This is a genomic window from Acetobacter sicerae, from assembly GCF_011516765.1.
In the GTDB taxonomy this organism is placed as follows: Bacteria; Pseudomonadota; Alphaproteobacteria; order Acetobacterales; family Acetobacteraceae; genus Acetobacter; species Acetobacter sicerae.
In genome coordinates, this window is record NZ_JAAABN010000009.1 from 1 (window position 1) to 13,412 (window position 13,412).

Genomic DNA, 13,412 nt, shown 5'->3' on the forward strand with positions numbered 1-13,412 from the left:
GGCCGCCAAGGCGGCGTTGCATCGGCTCGAGGGGCTTGTTCTGCGCGAACATATCGCGGGCTGCGTTGTAGAGGCGATCGAATCCGGCGATCCGGTGGAGCGTCAGGAAAAAATCGGGGAACTGATCGAAACGGTCAGCAAGATGACGGGGTAGACGTGCAAGAGATCGGCGCGATACGGTTGGGACGGTTGCTGGCCTGCCTGCTTCTGCAGGTGGGGCTGATGCTGGCATCCGTCATGCCGGGTCATGCCGCCACGTTGCCCTCTACAGTTGCTGTGGTTACCCAGCCGATGGCCGACATGCCAGGGATGCAGATGCCATCCCGTGCGGATACGACGACCGCACATTGCAATCATGAACCGTGCCACGACCATCATCCATGTCATCATTGCGGCGATTGCTGCGCCCAGGGTGCCTGCGTCGCCAATTGGCTGATGCCGCCCTCCGTGACCAGGGCGTTTGATTACTCAGGTGTTACGGCACCTTTCGGCTTGTCTCGCTCAGATCGCATCGTCGGTCATGGGTTCGCGCCGGCGCTGCCACCGCCCAGACAGATGGCCTGATTCTGTTCTGACAGTCTCAGGACTGGTCATTGACCTATGACCGGTTCCGCCTTCTCTCTTTTGCGGACTATTATTCATGTCAATACGATCCCTTGCGGGACGGAGCGCGATCACGCGCCGCCGTTTCGTCGTCGGGACGGGCCTGTGGGGGGCGGCGCTGGCCGTCCCGCAGGGCAGCGCGGGCGCCTACGCTCCGGTCTATGCGCCGGCGTCGGGTCGGCCCGACCCGCTGCCTGGCACCCGTTTCGACCTTACGATCGGTTCTGTACCGATCAATATCACCGGTGCGCGCATGCACGCGGTGGGTGTGAACGGCTCCACGCCCGCGCCGATCCTGCGCTGGCGTCAGGGTGACACGGTCGAACTGAACGTCACCAACCGGTTGGATGAGCCCACGTCGATCCACTGGCACGGCCTCCGGGTGCCGGCCCACATGGATGGCGTGCCCGGCCTCAGCTTCGGCGGCATCGCGCCCGGCGAGACGTTCACCTATCGCTTCCCGCTGCATCAGAGCGGCACCTACTGGTATCACAGCCATTCCGGCTTCCAGGAGCAGACGGGCCTGTATGGGGCTCTGATCATCGATCCGAAGGATGGTTACGCGCAGCATTTCGACCGTGACTATGTGATGGTCCTGTCCGACTGGACCGACGTCGATCCCGAGGACATCGTCTCCAACCTCAAATTCCAGAGCGATTACTACAATTTCCGCCAGCGTACGGTGGGCACGTTCTTCCGTGACGCGCATCGACAGGGGCTGGGTGCGACCATCCGGGATCGTCTGCAATGGGGTGCCATGAACATGGCACCGACCGATATTCTGGATGTTTCGGGCATCATCTACACCTACCTGATCAACGGCCAGTCTCCCGGGGCGAACTGGACGGGCCTGTTCCGACCGGGCGAGCGCATTCGCCTGCGCTTCATCAATGCATCGGCGATGACGCTGTTCGACGTGCGGGTTCCCGGCCTGACGATGACCGTTGTTCAGGCCGACGGTAATGACGTGGAGCCCATCCCGGTCGATGAATTCCGCATCGGGCCAGCGGAAACCTACGATGTAATTGTCAGCCCCACCGCCGATGGACCGTACACAGTCTTTGCCCAGGCCGAGGATCGTACCGGATACGCGCGCGGCACGCTCGCCACCCGTTCGGGCCTTGCCGGGCCGGTTCCCCCCATGGACCCGCGCCCTCTGCGCACCATGACCGACATGGGTATGGGGAATATGGACATGAAGGGCGGCATGGCGGGCATGGAGATGGGGAGTTCGCCGGGGAAGCCCGGTGATGCCCCTGCCGGCGGCGGCATGGACATGGATCACATGGACATGAAGGAGGCTAACAGACCCGGAGCCGCTGCGATGGATATGCCGGGCATGGCGGCTGCGTCGCGGCATAAAACAGAGTTGAAACCCGGCGTCGCGGTGCAGAGTGTCGCCATGATGCCGATCAACCGGCTGGCGGAGCCGGGCGACGGGCTGGAGAATAATGGTCGCCGCGTTCTGACCTATGCCGATCTGCGGGCCACGATCCCGGGCGCGGACCCACGCCCGCCGTCGCGCGAGATCACCCTGCACCTGACCGGCAGCATGGAACGCTTCATCTGGGGATTCGACGGCAAGAAGTTCTCGGAAGCGGAACCGATTCGTCTGACTTTGGGCGAGCGGGTGCGCTTCGTCCTGATCAACGACACGATGATGGAGCATCCAATCCATCTGCATGGATTGTGGAGCGAACTGGAAAATGGGCAGGGTGACTGCCGACCCTACAAGCACACGATTACCGTCAAGCCGGGTGAGCGGCTGAGTTACTTGGTCACGGCGGACGAACCCGGGCTGTGGGCATATCACTGCCACCTGCTCTACCACATGGAGGTGGGCATGTTCCGCACGGTGGTGGTGTCGTGATCCGGGGTCTGATAGGTGGCACGGTCCTTGCCGCTGGACTGGCTACCGCGGTACCTGGCACGGGACGCGCCCAGTCAGTCCCGGCACGCCAGAGCGAAGGAACCCAGGAAGCGCAGACCGCCTCGGCTCCCGCGCCCGTGGTCTATGTCAACGGCATCCAGCCGGTCATGGACCATAACATCTATATGCATGCGCTGCTCGACCAGTTCGAGGCGCGCTTTGGTGCCGATGGCGGGCAGTTCCGTTACGATGGGCAGGCTTGGTTCGGCACTGACTACGACAAGCTCTGGCTGAAATCCGAAGGCACGGTCGGCACAAACGGCAAGTTCGGTGATGGAGATCATGAGGCCCTCTATGATCGTGCCATCTCCCGGTATTTCGATGTCCAGACTGGCGTGCGTCTCGATATTGACAACGGCCCCACACGGGCCTGGGGCGCGATCGGGGTCGAGGGACTGGCGCTATATTTCTTCAATGTGGAGGCCACGGCATATTTCAGTGACCGAGGCGCGGCGGGGCGTCTGCAAGGTTCCTACGATATCCTGCTGACCAATCGCCTGATTCTCCAACCCCAGGTCGAGATGAACTTCTATTCCGCGTCCGATCGTGCGCGCGGCGTCGGAACCGGGCTGTCCGATATCGATACGGGATTGCGGCTTCGCTACGAATGGCATCGGAAATTCGCGCCCTATATCGGCGTGAGTTATTCCGGCACGTTCGGTCAGGCCGCCGACATGGCACGTTCAAGGCATGAGCGTGTCCAGGACCTGAATTTCACCTTCGGGATCAGGACGTGGTTCTGACCGCTCCTGCCCGATGTGAAGTCGTTGCGGGACGCACCGTGCGGTCCCGATTCAGATAAAAAAAGATAAGGAACTTACAAATGCTAACTGTCAATTTCAGGATCTCGGCCGCTCTGGTAGCACTTCTGGCCACAGCCTCGGTTGCGCATGCCCAGACACCCGCTCCGGCACCGGCCCAGCCGCAGGGTCAGGATATGTCCGGGATGCAGGGCATGTCCGGTATGTCGGGGATGGACCACGACAAGATGAAAATGGACGGCATGTCCGGTTCCGGCATGGAGGGCATGGAGAAGGGCATGAAAATGAAAGGAAAGATGGGAGGCTGTATGAAGATGAAGGGCATGGATATGTCGAACGGCCACGCCATGGCGCCGTCAGATCACAAGATGAAGATGGGCTGCGGTGACAAGGAAAGCGGCATGAAGATGCCGATGGGGCCGCAGAGCATGCCCGACGCGGTTCATCAGCGCTGATCGATTCCTGATGGAGCGGGGCGGCGCCATAAGCGTCGCCCTTGGAGATGCCCAGGGAGGCACGCATGAAAAGATTAGCCTGGAGTCTCGCCGGTATTCTGCTGGTCGGGATCGGCGCGGGAACGGCCGTCGCTTTCGGTGGTCTGTATGATGTGGGCGCCACCTCGCCGCATTGGCGGCTGACCTATCGTGTTCTGGAAACGGCACACCTCCATTCAATCCGGCATCACGCCGAGGGCATTACCGCACCTGTCGATCTTGAGACGCAGGCACGGCTCGTCGGTGGTGCATCGCATTTTTCGATGCATTGCGCCTCATGTCATTCGGCGCCGGGCGTCGAGGCCGAGGATATGGCGGAGGGGATGTATCCGAAGCCACCGGTTCTGAATGATGTAGCGCAACGTTATACGCCGGGCGAACTGTTCTGGATTCTCAAGCATGGCATCAAGATGTCGGGCATGCCGTCCTGGGCGGATCATGGTGATGACGATCTCTGGAACATTGTGGCGTTTCTCGAGAAACTTCCGGGAATGAACAGTTCCACCTACCAGGCGCTGGTCGCTCGGGCAGAAGCAGCCGGCGGGCATCATATGCATCACGACATGGATATGCCGATGCCGCGACAGTAGATGCCGCTGGGATAATTGATCGAGATCAAGGAAAATATGCCATACCCCCGTATAGTAATAAGTGGTGTCCTGACGACATCCGGAAAACGGGCCGGTATGAACTTTGCCGAGGATGATGGCGTGTTGGAGAAAGCATGAGGCGCGTCTTTTTGAGCGGGAGTGTCGTGATCATGACACTGCTCATCAGCATGTCAGAGGGATTTGCTCAGGCACCGGGTGAGTCACCTGCCGTTCCGGCCATGTCTAGCGGCACTATGGCGGGGCCTACGGCAGGCAGCCCGCCACCTTCGCTGGCGCTGCGGCGCGATCAGCCGGAAGACGATGGGCCTATGGCAGCGCCCCGGGATGCCGACCGGGGTGCCGAATCGTCCGGCGGAATGAAGACGACCCCCGCTCGACCCGACTCAGGCATGTCCGACATGGGCGGCATGATGTCGATGGGTGGTGACGAGCATGCGAGCCATCACCCTGGCATGGGCGGGATGGGGATCCCCGGTGCGCCATCATCCAGGCCGACTGAGCAGGGCAATATGATGAGCCGCATGCTGCCCCAGGCTGGGCAGGCATTGAGTGCGGTTCCCGGGGCGGACAAGGCCGACGCAGGTTGTTGCGGAGCGCGCGGTCGCACGCCGCTTTATACCTTCATGATGACGCATCCGAAGCTGACGGACGCCGAACGTCAGATGCTGGCCGATATTGCGGCACAGAGGCTTCAAGACGGTCTTCGCGAAGTCGGCACCGCATCGGTCGATGCCACTCAGTCCCTGTCGTGGGAGACGATGCGTCGGTCCAGCCAACATCTCCATGACGGTGTTGCGTTGCTCGATAGCGGAATGGCCGCGCGCGCGGCCGCGACCGGCCTCGTTAATCCTCAAATGGTGGCTTTCAACTGGTTCACGGCACAGATGGGTCTGCCGACAATCGCGGCGAGCCAGCAAAACGGCCTATTTTTCGGACTGACGCCGGCTCACCTGGTGTTCATGACGATCCTGATCCTGGTATCGATCGCTCTGCTGATCTTGCAGGTCCTGCGGTTGCATCGTGTGCAGGAGATTCTCACGACCACCACGGCATTCGCACCGAAACCAACGGTTCCGCCCATGCCACCATCGTCGACCGGCGGCGGTCCAACACCTCCTGTTCCCCCGCCTCCCCCTGTACCGGGACCAGGCGGTGGAACGGCCACTCCGATCGTCGACGTACCGCGACACGGCCTCTGGCGTGGCAGCCTGAAAGTGGCCCGGATCATTCGGGAGACGCCGGCGATCGTGACGTTCTATCTGGTTCCGGCCGATGGGGGGCGGATTCCCTTTGACTTCAAACCCGGCCAGTTCGTGCAACTCACCATCGAGCCGACGTCTGGCAAGCCCGCGAGCCGGTCCTATACGATCGCATCGTCGCCGGGGCAGGTCGAACATCTCGAACTAACGATCAAACGCGAGGAACACGGGCTGGTCTCGCGCTACCTGCATGACACGGTCAAGGAGGGTGATCTTTTAAAGATCGCGGGTCCATCGGGTATGTTTACCTTTACGGGTGAAGAGGCAGACTCGATCGTCCTGCTGTCCGGCGGCGTAGGCATCACACCGATGATGGCGGTCCTGAGATACCTGACCGATATCGTCTGGCCGGGCGAGATCTACTTCGTCTATTCCGCTCATGCCAGCATCGACTATGTGTTTCGCCAGGAAATCGAGTGGCTGGAACGTCGCAATGACAAACTGCACGTTATTGCCACCATGCGGCGGTCGCCGGGGACAGAGTGGTCGGGGCCGGAAGGGCGCATCACGAAGGAACTGCTTCAGCAATCGGTGCCAGATCTCACAAACCGACGTATCCATGTCTGCGGCCCACCCGGGATGATGGCAAGCATGAGAGCGTTATTGACGGATCTCGGTGTGCCGGAAGCCAATGTTCATAGCGAGGCATTCGGACCAGCCGCGATGAAGGCCGAACCTGCGGTCGGGCCTGTGGCGGCCCCCTCATCTCCGGCCGTCACGCCTGCCGCAACGACCATTACGTTTTCCACTTCAGGGAAATCGGCTCCGTTGCAACTGGATGAAACGGTTCTCGACGCGGCTGATGCGGCAGGCGTCAATATTCCATCCTCCTGTCGGTCCGGGATCTGCGGCATGTGCATGACACACCTGCTGCAAGGCCAGGTGACAATGGCGGTTGAGGATGGGCTCGATCCGGCCGACAAGGCCAAGGGCTTCATCCTGGCCTGCCAGGCGAAGACGACCGGTGGCCCGCTTGTGGTGGAGGCATAAATGCAGGAACGCAGCGCAATTGTCGTTGGTGCTCTGGTTGTCCTGCTGGTCTTGTTTCCGCTGGGATTTCTGGTGCATGTCGCACCGCGCTTTCCCGGAAGCTTGGCTGGCAGTCTGATTGGCATTTCCGCCGCCATCCTGATGCTGGTGCCGCTGATCTATGTGGCGGGAAAGCGGATTCCTGTCGTGCATCGTTATTTTGCACCTCGGATTGAGAGCCGCACTCTGCTGTCGGTGCATATCTATGCCGGCGTTCTGGCTCCTATTCTCGGCCTGATCCACGCGGCCCACAAATTCGACAGCCCGATGGGGATTTCCCTCACCGGCATCATGCTCGTCCTCGTCATCAGCGGCTATGTCGGACGTTACATGTTGATTCAGATCGGCCGTGGACTGCGTGGCCGCGCCCAGGAGTTGGCACAACTTCGCGCCGCACTTGCCGGTGCCGGGATGGCGCATCTGATGTCCGAGACGTCGGATGCGCCCCGCAACATCGTTCAGCGTCTTCTTTTGACATCGGCCTATCCGGGTACGCGGTGTGCATTGGATAGCGAAGCCACCATCGCCTCCGCGCTGGCAGATGTCGAGTACGCTGTCAGATCGGAGAACGTCGTGAATTCATTGTTCGGGCGATGGCGTAAGGTCCACATTGTTCTTGCGACGATCCTCTATTTTCTGCTGGTTCTTCATATCTGGTCGGGCGTGTATTACGGGTTGAGGTGGATATGAAGCCCGTCGTCCTGCTCTATACGATTTTTGCGGCCGCGGCCTTAATCGTTGGTGTGGCGGTGCCGCTTACCATGCATCATTCCGGCAGTAACGCCATTCCAGGCTGGGAAGGACTGGTGAGTCCGGGACCAGTCTCGAAGGCGCATCAGTTTATAGCGAGCCAGTGCGAGACCTGTCACAAGCCCTTTTCAGGTGTTGTGAGTAATAACTGCGTGACATGTCATTCTCTGGCGTCGTTCGCCGATAAGCAATCTACCCGGTTTCATGTCGCGGCGACGCAATGTACGTCCTGTCATGTGGAGCACGGTGAACGGCCACATATGACCGTGATGGATCATAGTGCATTGACGAGGGCGGATTTCTGGTCAGACACCGTTGCGCAACTTCGCTCAGCCGGGCTGGTTGGAGCGTCGCCGATTCCGGGAAGCGCTGCGGCTATTCCGACTGATCATCGACTTGACCGTGATGCCGTTCTCCATCTGAATTGCGCAAGCTGTCACTCCAACGTGGATCCTCATCGCGCCCGCTTTGGTCCTGATTGCGCGAGTTGTCACTCCACCAATACATGGCTGATCGCCGCGTTCGAACATCCCGCCGATCAGATATCGACGGATTGCAACGCCTGTCACAAGGCGCCGCCCAGCCATTACATGATGCATTTCAAAATGATTTCGCAGCACGTCGCGCATCAGGATGCCCCGGTGGAGCATTGCTATGCCTGTCATACCACCGATGCATGGAACAATATTCGAGGGTATGGATGGTATAAGCACCATTAAATCTTACGAAATTTGCGTCAGAATATCGCCATTTAACGCGTGTGTGATGATGAAATCACTGGAAGCGGCGGCATTGCCCAAAAAATATATTGTAAATCAGAAAATATATCGAACGTTACGCATGATTATTTCGCATGTCGTAAACTTTTGAAGCAAGCAGTTGGCTTACTCTGGCCCGAATAGGGTTATTTCCAGGTTAGGGCTAGATAGAAAAATTGACATTTCTTCAAAAAAAATCTATAATTATTAGGAAACTCCTACGGCGTGTCGTCAGTTAAGCAGGATGATGATTGAGGCGAACTGAACCGCCGCGAGGAAGGTGGATTTCAGTTTGTCGTAGCGGGTTGCAATAGCGCGGAACTGCTTCAGTTTATTGAAGAACCGTTCGATAAGATTACGTTCCCTGTAAAGAGCGAAGTCGGTTTTCCGCGGCATCGCTCTATTGCGTTTTGACGGTATGACCGGGGTAATCCCGCGCTCTGTCAATCGGTCGATCAACCTGTCTGCGTCATACGCCCTATCAGCAAGGAAGGCATCCGGATCGATGTTTTCCAGCATCGGTTCCGTCCGGTTAATATCCGCATCCTGTCCCGGTGTGATATCGATCTCCACCGGATTGCCCAGAGCATCGCAGATAGCATGGATCTTTGTGGTCAATCCGCCCCGGGATCGTCCGATGGCCTGATCCGCGCCCCCTTTTTGAGGGCTCCGGCACTGTGCTGATGCGCCCGGACAATGGTGCTGTCGATCATCATGTATTCATTGTCGTGATCTGCTGCCAAATGGCGAAAGATCCGCTCAATAACACCAGTTTCACACCAGCGACGCAGACGTCTGTGCACGTTTTTCCAGTCCCCGAAACGGCCCGGAAGATCACGCCAGGGAATGCCTGCACGGTAGCGATACAGCACAGCTTCTACGAAAAGGCGGTTGTCTGCAGCAGTGCCTCCGACATGACCCTCACGACCCGGAAGAAAGTCTTTTATACGCTCCCACTGGTCGTCACGTAAGCCATAGCGCCGCATCTGTTGTTCTCCTCCAAAGCCGGAAAAACAGTCAGCACAGAGCAACAGAACGTACAACCCTCACTTCAAGCTCTCAGGTCTTAACTGACGACACGCCGTAGGAGTGTTCAGGCTTTACTATATGCTTACCATTGATGATGGTGGAGGAACGTTATGATCGCATACTTGAGGAATTCGTTTAAAATAACGACGTGTATCTCTTTGATCGCTTTGCTTTCTGCGTGTGGCACGACGACAGATCGTCGACTCAGTGAGGACAAACAAAGTTGCCGGAGCATGGGGCATACTCCGGGAACGGCTGAGTTCAAGAACTGTCTGGCGGATTTAAATGCCCGAAGGTGTGCCACTTCCCGGCAAAAGGGGTGGGGAGAACATCACGACGTATCGCTGGACTGCACAAGGTTGCCCTAAATACGTCGTCCAGTAGGTTTTGAAACATCGTTTGTGTATATCATGATGTAATTAATAGGTGTCATGATGTCGCGATCCGGCTTCAGTCAGAAGCGCCGAATGGCGAGGCGTCGTTTTTGTTTGAGACATTCGGTAGCTTTTTCTGTGGATTACACGGGGCCTAGCATATTCTGTTGACGGTGCGGTTCATGTTGGTGTTTTGATTCAGATACAGATCTGAACATCACATCTTTTGCGATGTATACTGCGAGTACACATGTCCAGTTTCGAGGAGCAGATAACGCAGGCTGGACGACCGACAAGAGGATGGTTAAGGACTTAATCGGCCTCGGGTTTTTCATGAAAAGTCAGAGGGTGGGAGTGATTTCGTGACGGATAAAGAGGGGGGAGAGAGTCTTCCGCCGGTCCGTCACGGAGTGTCCCGCCATGGCGAGCGCCATCCAGAAAATCGCCCTCAATGCGTCCCGTGATATCCCTTTCAACAGGCTGGTGCTGTCGCAGTCCAACGTGCGGCGTGTGAAGGCCGGCCTGTCGATCGAGGAGCTGGCCCGCGATATCGAACGTCGTGGGCTGCTCCAGAGCCTGAACGTCCGGCCCGTTCTGAACGGCGAGGGGGCAGAAACCGGCACCTATGAAGTGCCAGCCGGCGGTCGTCGCTTCCGCGCGCTCGAACTGCTGGTAAAGCAGAAGAAACTGGCGAAAACGGCCCCGGTGCCCTGTGTCGTGCGCGAGGCCGGATCGGCCATTCTCGCCGAGGATGATTCCCTGGCCGAGAACGTGCAGCGCGTGGCGCTGCATCCGCTGGACCAGTTTCGTGCCTTTCGCGACATGCTGGAGAAGGGCATGTCCGAGGACGAGATCGCCGCCGCGTTCTTCGTCGTGCCCACCGTGGTCAAACAGCGCCTGCGCCTGATGACCGTGTCCGACAAACTGCTCGAGATTTACGAGCACGACGGCATGAAGCTGGAACAGCTCATGGCCTTCTCGATCAGCGACGATCCTGCGCGGCAGGAGCAGGTCTGGGAGATTATTGCCCAGAGCCATAACCGCGAGCCCTATCTGATCCGCCGCATGCTGACGGAAAAAACCGTGCGCGCATCGGATCGCCGCGTAAGCTTCGTCGGGCTGGACGCCTATCTTGCGGCTGGCGGTCCCGTCATGCGTGACCTGTTCGAAGCCGACGATGGCGGCTGGCTGGGCGATCCCACTCTTCTCGACCGGCTGGTGATGGAAAAACTGGCGGCAGCGGCCGAGGATATCCGAGCCGAAGGCTGGAAATGGGTCGAAACGGCTCTGTCCTTCCCCTGGGGACACACACGGCAGTTCGCGGAGATCGACGGGACGACCGTTGAACTTTCCGATGAAGAAGCGGGCCGTCTGACCGCTCTGCACAGCGAGCAGGAAACCATTGAGGCGGAATACGCGCAGGCCGATGAGTTCCCGGAGGACGTCGATACGCGGCTGGGTGAAATCGAGCAGGCTATCGAGGCGCTGGAAGAACGCCCTGTTTCCTTCGATCCGGCGGACATGGTCCGGGCCGGTGTCTTCGTCAGCCTGGATACAGACGGCACGCTGCTGGTCGCACGGGGTTTCGTCCGGCCGGAAGATATGCCGGTCGAACTCGAAGTCGATCAGGACGAATCAGACAGATATGACGACGCCATTGACCACCGCGGCGATGGCGATGATGCCGAAGGGGATGGGAGGGAAGGCGCACCCGATACCGACCCCGAGGAGGAAGACGGACTGAAACCGCTTTCCGATCGCCTGCTGACGGAACTGACGGCCTGGCGCACACTGGCCCTGCGGGATGCGTTTGCCAGCAATCCGCATGTCGCGCTGACCGAACTGCTTCACACGCTGGTACGCGATCTGTACTGGCAGGTTTCGGGCGCAGATTGCCTGGAAGCCTATGTCCGGGAAATCCCGCTGCAGGTCCATTCCCCCGACATGCCCGGCAGCCTGCCGGCCCACGCGCTGCGCCAGCGCAACGAGGGCTGGAAGCACGATTTGCCGGAAGACGAGGCTGCACTCTGGCTGTGGCTCGACCGGCTGGACGACACCAGCCGTCTGGCCCTGCTAGCGCATTGCCTGTCTTTCGGGATCAACGCGCTGCATGAATCGTCTCATGGTCCGTCTCTGGCACGCAGCGTCAGGGAGCGGCTTGCGCGAGCAGGCCGTCTCGCCACTGCGCTCGCGCTCGATCTGGCCGAAGCAGGCTGGCAGCCAACGGTGGAGAACTATCTCGGCCGCGTCACCAAGGCCCGCATCCTCGAAGCCGTGCGCGAGGCGCGGGGAGCCGAGGCGGCAGAGCGTATCGCCCATATGAAGAAGGGTGACATGGCGCAAGCGGCTGAGCGGCTGCTGGAGGGCTCCGGATGGCTGCCCGAGGCATTGCGGACGAGGAACGTGGCGGAGCGAAGTGAAGGGGGAGCAGGGGTAGCTCATATGCCCGATAGCCCGGACGCGGTGGCGGCCGAGTGATGTCAGCCCGCTGACTGGTATTGGCGCCTTTCGGTCTCCGGAAGGCGCCTTTTATATGGGGACGACGACATCACGCCGGAATGGCTGTCGACGGTGGTCAGTGACGGGTCACCGGCTGCAGGTGTCGATCCGTTTCAAGCCTGAGGGCCGCTGTCCATAAGGGTGTTTTGGTATAGAAATCCCGCCTGTTGAGGCCGGTACCGGTTCGGTGCTCGTTGAGCAGTCCTGCCCAGCACAGTGGACGCAGGACATGGACGTACAGACTGGCGGTCAGCTTGAAATCCCGGTGACGGATCTCCTCCTCTTCACCCCCGTAGAGAACCGAACATAGTCGCTCTTCGGTGACGGCAGCCTGGGCTTCGATATTGATGACGTTGAGAAAGATATCCCAGTTGCCGAACAGCGGCTCATCGCTTCGGGTGTAAGGACTGTGGTCAACGACAAAGAGGAGATGGGTCGTTAACAGCATCCAGAGCCGGGCAGGCTCCGATCTGAGTTTTCTCGCCAGGTCGGTCAGCCGCAGGGTTCCCTTGAAATGCCGTGCGAGCTTCGCACTGAGCAGAACCTCATGCAGGATCACCAGCGGCGGGAAATCGTGTTCATTGAGGACTTTGTTAACGGCGTAGAGGTCTTCGACCGTATAGGCTGGCCAGTCAAATGCCTCGGCGGCCCACGCGACAAAATAGCGCTTGAGCGCCTTGGTGGGCGTGAGGCCGATCGGGCCGTTTTCCTCAATATAGCCGATCGTCAGCAGCGCGGCCTTCAGGATGAGGGCATGCGACAGGGGGAGGTCGGTGTCGGGCGAACGAAACGGATTCATTACATAAACAATGAACCAGGTCGGTGCGAGTTGCCAGTCTGGCTTTGCGACGTAGGGACGATCTCCGTCCCGCGTCCTTCATTGTAATGTCGGTTGTCGCCTACATGTCGGACATAAAAGTGGGTTGGCTCGCCTTTCGCATAACGGACATAGTCCGCGCAGTCCCCCGCTATCACTTGGAGCCGAGAGTGGGGTGATCGTTATGGGAAATAACCAGCAAGAATACAGGCGCTTAGGTTGGCCGTAGCAAGACACGCCCGAAGCCACTGGGCAGGGAGTATAAATCATTTGGATCGGGCAACGATGCTTTCGGTTTTCGGCCTTGACACGATGATGTTCGGTGCGGGCGGCAATCCAGATTTTCTGGACAGCGTCAAGATTCATGAAGGCAATTCCGAACCCAACCAGAAGGTCGAGCCAGACCGAATGCTGGCCGAGCGTGATACGGAAGCAGTTTTCATTCTGGGTTCTATTGGCATATCGGACATAATCTTCAAGTAGTTCTGTGCAGCAGTG

Annotated in this window: 13 protein-coding genes; 11 read left to right on the forward strand and 2 right to left on the reverse strand. The window is 59.1% G+C overall.

Annotated features, from left to right (window positions below; translation table 11 throughout):
* The 9 genes from GVI59_RS10945 to GVI59_RS10985 form a co-directional block, all read left to right on the forward strand.
* Positions 1-154 (forward strand): metal-sensing transcriptional repressor (locus GVI59_RS10945; RefSeq protein WP_173574324.1); only part of this gene is annotated, 154 nt, incomplete at its 5' end.
* A 2-nt stretch (positions 155-156) separates the two neighbouring features.
* Positions 157-564, forward strand: coding sequence for a hypothetical protein (locus tag GVI59_RS10950; protein ID WP_236748168.1), 408 nt, complete (start codon positions 157-159; stop codon positions 562-564).
* Positions 565-640: 76 nt separating this feature from the next.
* On the forward strand, positions 641-2,473 hold the full coding sequence (locus GVI59_RS10955; RefSeq protein WP_062497147.1) for a copper resistance system multicopper oxidase: 1,833 nt from the start codon (positions 641-643) through the stop codon (positions 2,471-2,473).
* The gene (locus tag GVI59_RS10960) at positions 2,470-3,276 is read left to right on the forward strand and encodes a copper resistance protein B (protein ID WP_062497145.1); all 807 of its coding nucleotides are present in this window, start codon (positions 2,470-2,472) and stop codon (positions 3,274-3,276) included. Before GVI59_RS10955 ends, GVI59_RS10960 begins: the two co-directional genes overlap by 4 nt.
* A gap of 80 nt (positions 3,277-3,356) precedes the next feature.
* Positions 3,357-3,749 (forward strand): hypothetical protein, encoded by a 393-nt coding sequence (locus tag GVI59_RS10965; RefSeq protein ID WP_062497143.1) that lies wholly within the window; start codon positions 3,357-3,359, stop codon positions 3,747-3,749.
* 65 nt (positions 3,750-3,814) lie between these two features.
* On the forward strand, positions 3,815-4,378 hold the full coding sequence (locus GVI59_RS10970) for a c-type cytochrome (RefSeq protein ID WP_173574325.1): 564 nt from the start codon (positions 3,815-3,817) through the stop codon (positions 4,376-4,378).
* Between the two features lie 170 nt (positions 4,379-4,548).
* Positions 4,549-6,648, forward strand: a complete 2,100-nt coding sequence (locus tag GVI59_RS10975) for a 2Fe-2S iron-sulfur cluster-binding protein (RefSeq protein ID WP_156478031.1) — start codon at positions 4,549-4,551, stop codon at positions 6,646-6,648.
* Positions 6,649-7,377 carry a hypothetical protein gene (locus GVI59_RS10980; protein ID WP_173574326.1) on the forward strand — a complete coding sequence of 243 codons (729 nt, stop codon included), beginning with the start codon at positions 6,649-6,651 and terminating at the stop codon, positions 7,375-7,377. It abuts the gene before it with no gap.
* The gene (locus GVI59_RS10985; RefSeq protein ID WP_029604277.1) at positions 7,374-8,156 is read left to right on the forward strand and encodes a cytochrome c family protein; all 783 of its coding nucleotides are present in this window, start codon (positions 7,374-7,376) and stop codon (positions 8,154-8,156) included. The genes GVI59_RS10980 and GVI59_RS10985 overlap by 4 nt, the downstream gene beginning before the upstream one ends.
* 270 nt (positions 8,157-8,426) lie before the next feature.
* Here GVI59_RS10985 and GVI59_RS10990 read toward each other — a convergent pair.
* Positions 8,427-9,181 (reverse strand): IS5 family transposase gene (locus GVI59_RS10990; protein WP_366125317.1). Its coding sequence is split into 2 segments (ribosomal slippage): positions 8,427-8,840 and positions 8,843-9,181, totalling 753 coding nucleotides; the frame shifts between segments, so codons are not numbered across the junction.
* Positions 9,182-10,018: 837 nt separating this feature from the next.
* On the opposite strand from GVI59_RS10990, the gene GVI59_RS10995 reads away from it, so the two are divergent.
* On the forward strand, positions 10,019-12,076 hold the full coding sequence (locus GVI59_RS10995; RefSeq protein ID WP_173574327.1) for a ParB/RepB/Spo0J family partition protein: 2,058 nt from the start codon (positions 10,019-10,021) through the stop codon (positions 12,074-12,076).
* 97 nt (positions 12,077-12,173) lie between these two features.
* Here GVI59_RS10995 and GVI59_RS11000 read toward each other — a convergent pair whose 3' ends face one another.
* Positions 12,174-12,896, reverse strand: a complete 723-nt coding sequence (locus GVI59_RS11000; protein WP_029604276.1) for a hypothetical protein — start codon at positions 12,894-12,896, stop codon at positions 12,174-12,176.
* Between the two features lie 288 nt (positions 12,897-13,184).
* On the opposite strand from GVI59_RS11000, the gene GVI59_RS11005 reads away from it, so the two are divergent.
* Positions 13,185-13,397: a hypothetical protein gene (locus tag GVI59_RS11005; RefSeq protein ID WP_242013065.1), complete on the forward strand. Its 213-nt coding sequence runs from the start codon at positions 13,185-13,187 to the stop codon at positions 13,395-13,397.
* Positions 13,398-13,412 lie beyond the last annotated feature (15 nt).

Coding starts and splice junctions, on each gene's coding strand:
- GVI59_RS10980 (WP_173574326.1), top strand. CDS start 6,649: ATGCAGGAACGCAGCGCAATTGTCGTTGGTGCTCTGGTTGTCCTGCTG.
- GVI59_RS10975 (WP_156478031.1), top strand. CDS start 4,549: ATGACACTGCTCATCAGCATGTCAGAGGGATTTGCTCAGGCACCGGGT.
- GVI59_RS10985 (WP_029604277.1), top strand. CDS start 7,374: ATGAAGCCCGTCGTCCTGCTCTATACGATTTTTGCGGCCGCGGCCTTA.
- GVI59_RS11000 (WP_029604276.1), bottom strand. CDS start 12,896: ATGAATCCGTTTCGTTCGCCCGACACCGACCTCCCCCTGTCGCATGCC.
- GVI59_RS10965 (WP_062497143.1), top strand. CDS start 3,357: ATGCTAACTGTCAATTTCAGGATCTCGGCCGCTCTGGTAGCACTTCTG.
- GVI59_RS10995 (WP_173574327.1), top strand. CDS start 10,019: ATGGCGAGCGCCATCCAGAAAATCGCCCTCAATGCGTCCCGTGATATC.
- GVI59_RS10970 (WP_173574325.1), top strand. CDS start 3,815: ATGAAAAGATTAGCCTGGAGTCTCGCCGGTATTCTGCTGGTCGGGATC.
- GVI59_RS10955 (WP_062497147.1), top strand. CDS start 641: ATGTCAATACGATCCCTTGCGGGACGGAGCGCGATCACGCGCCGCCGT.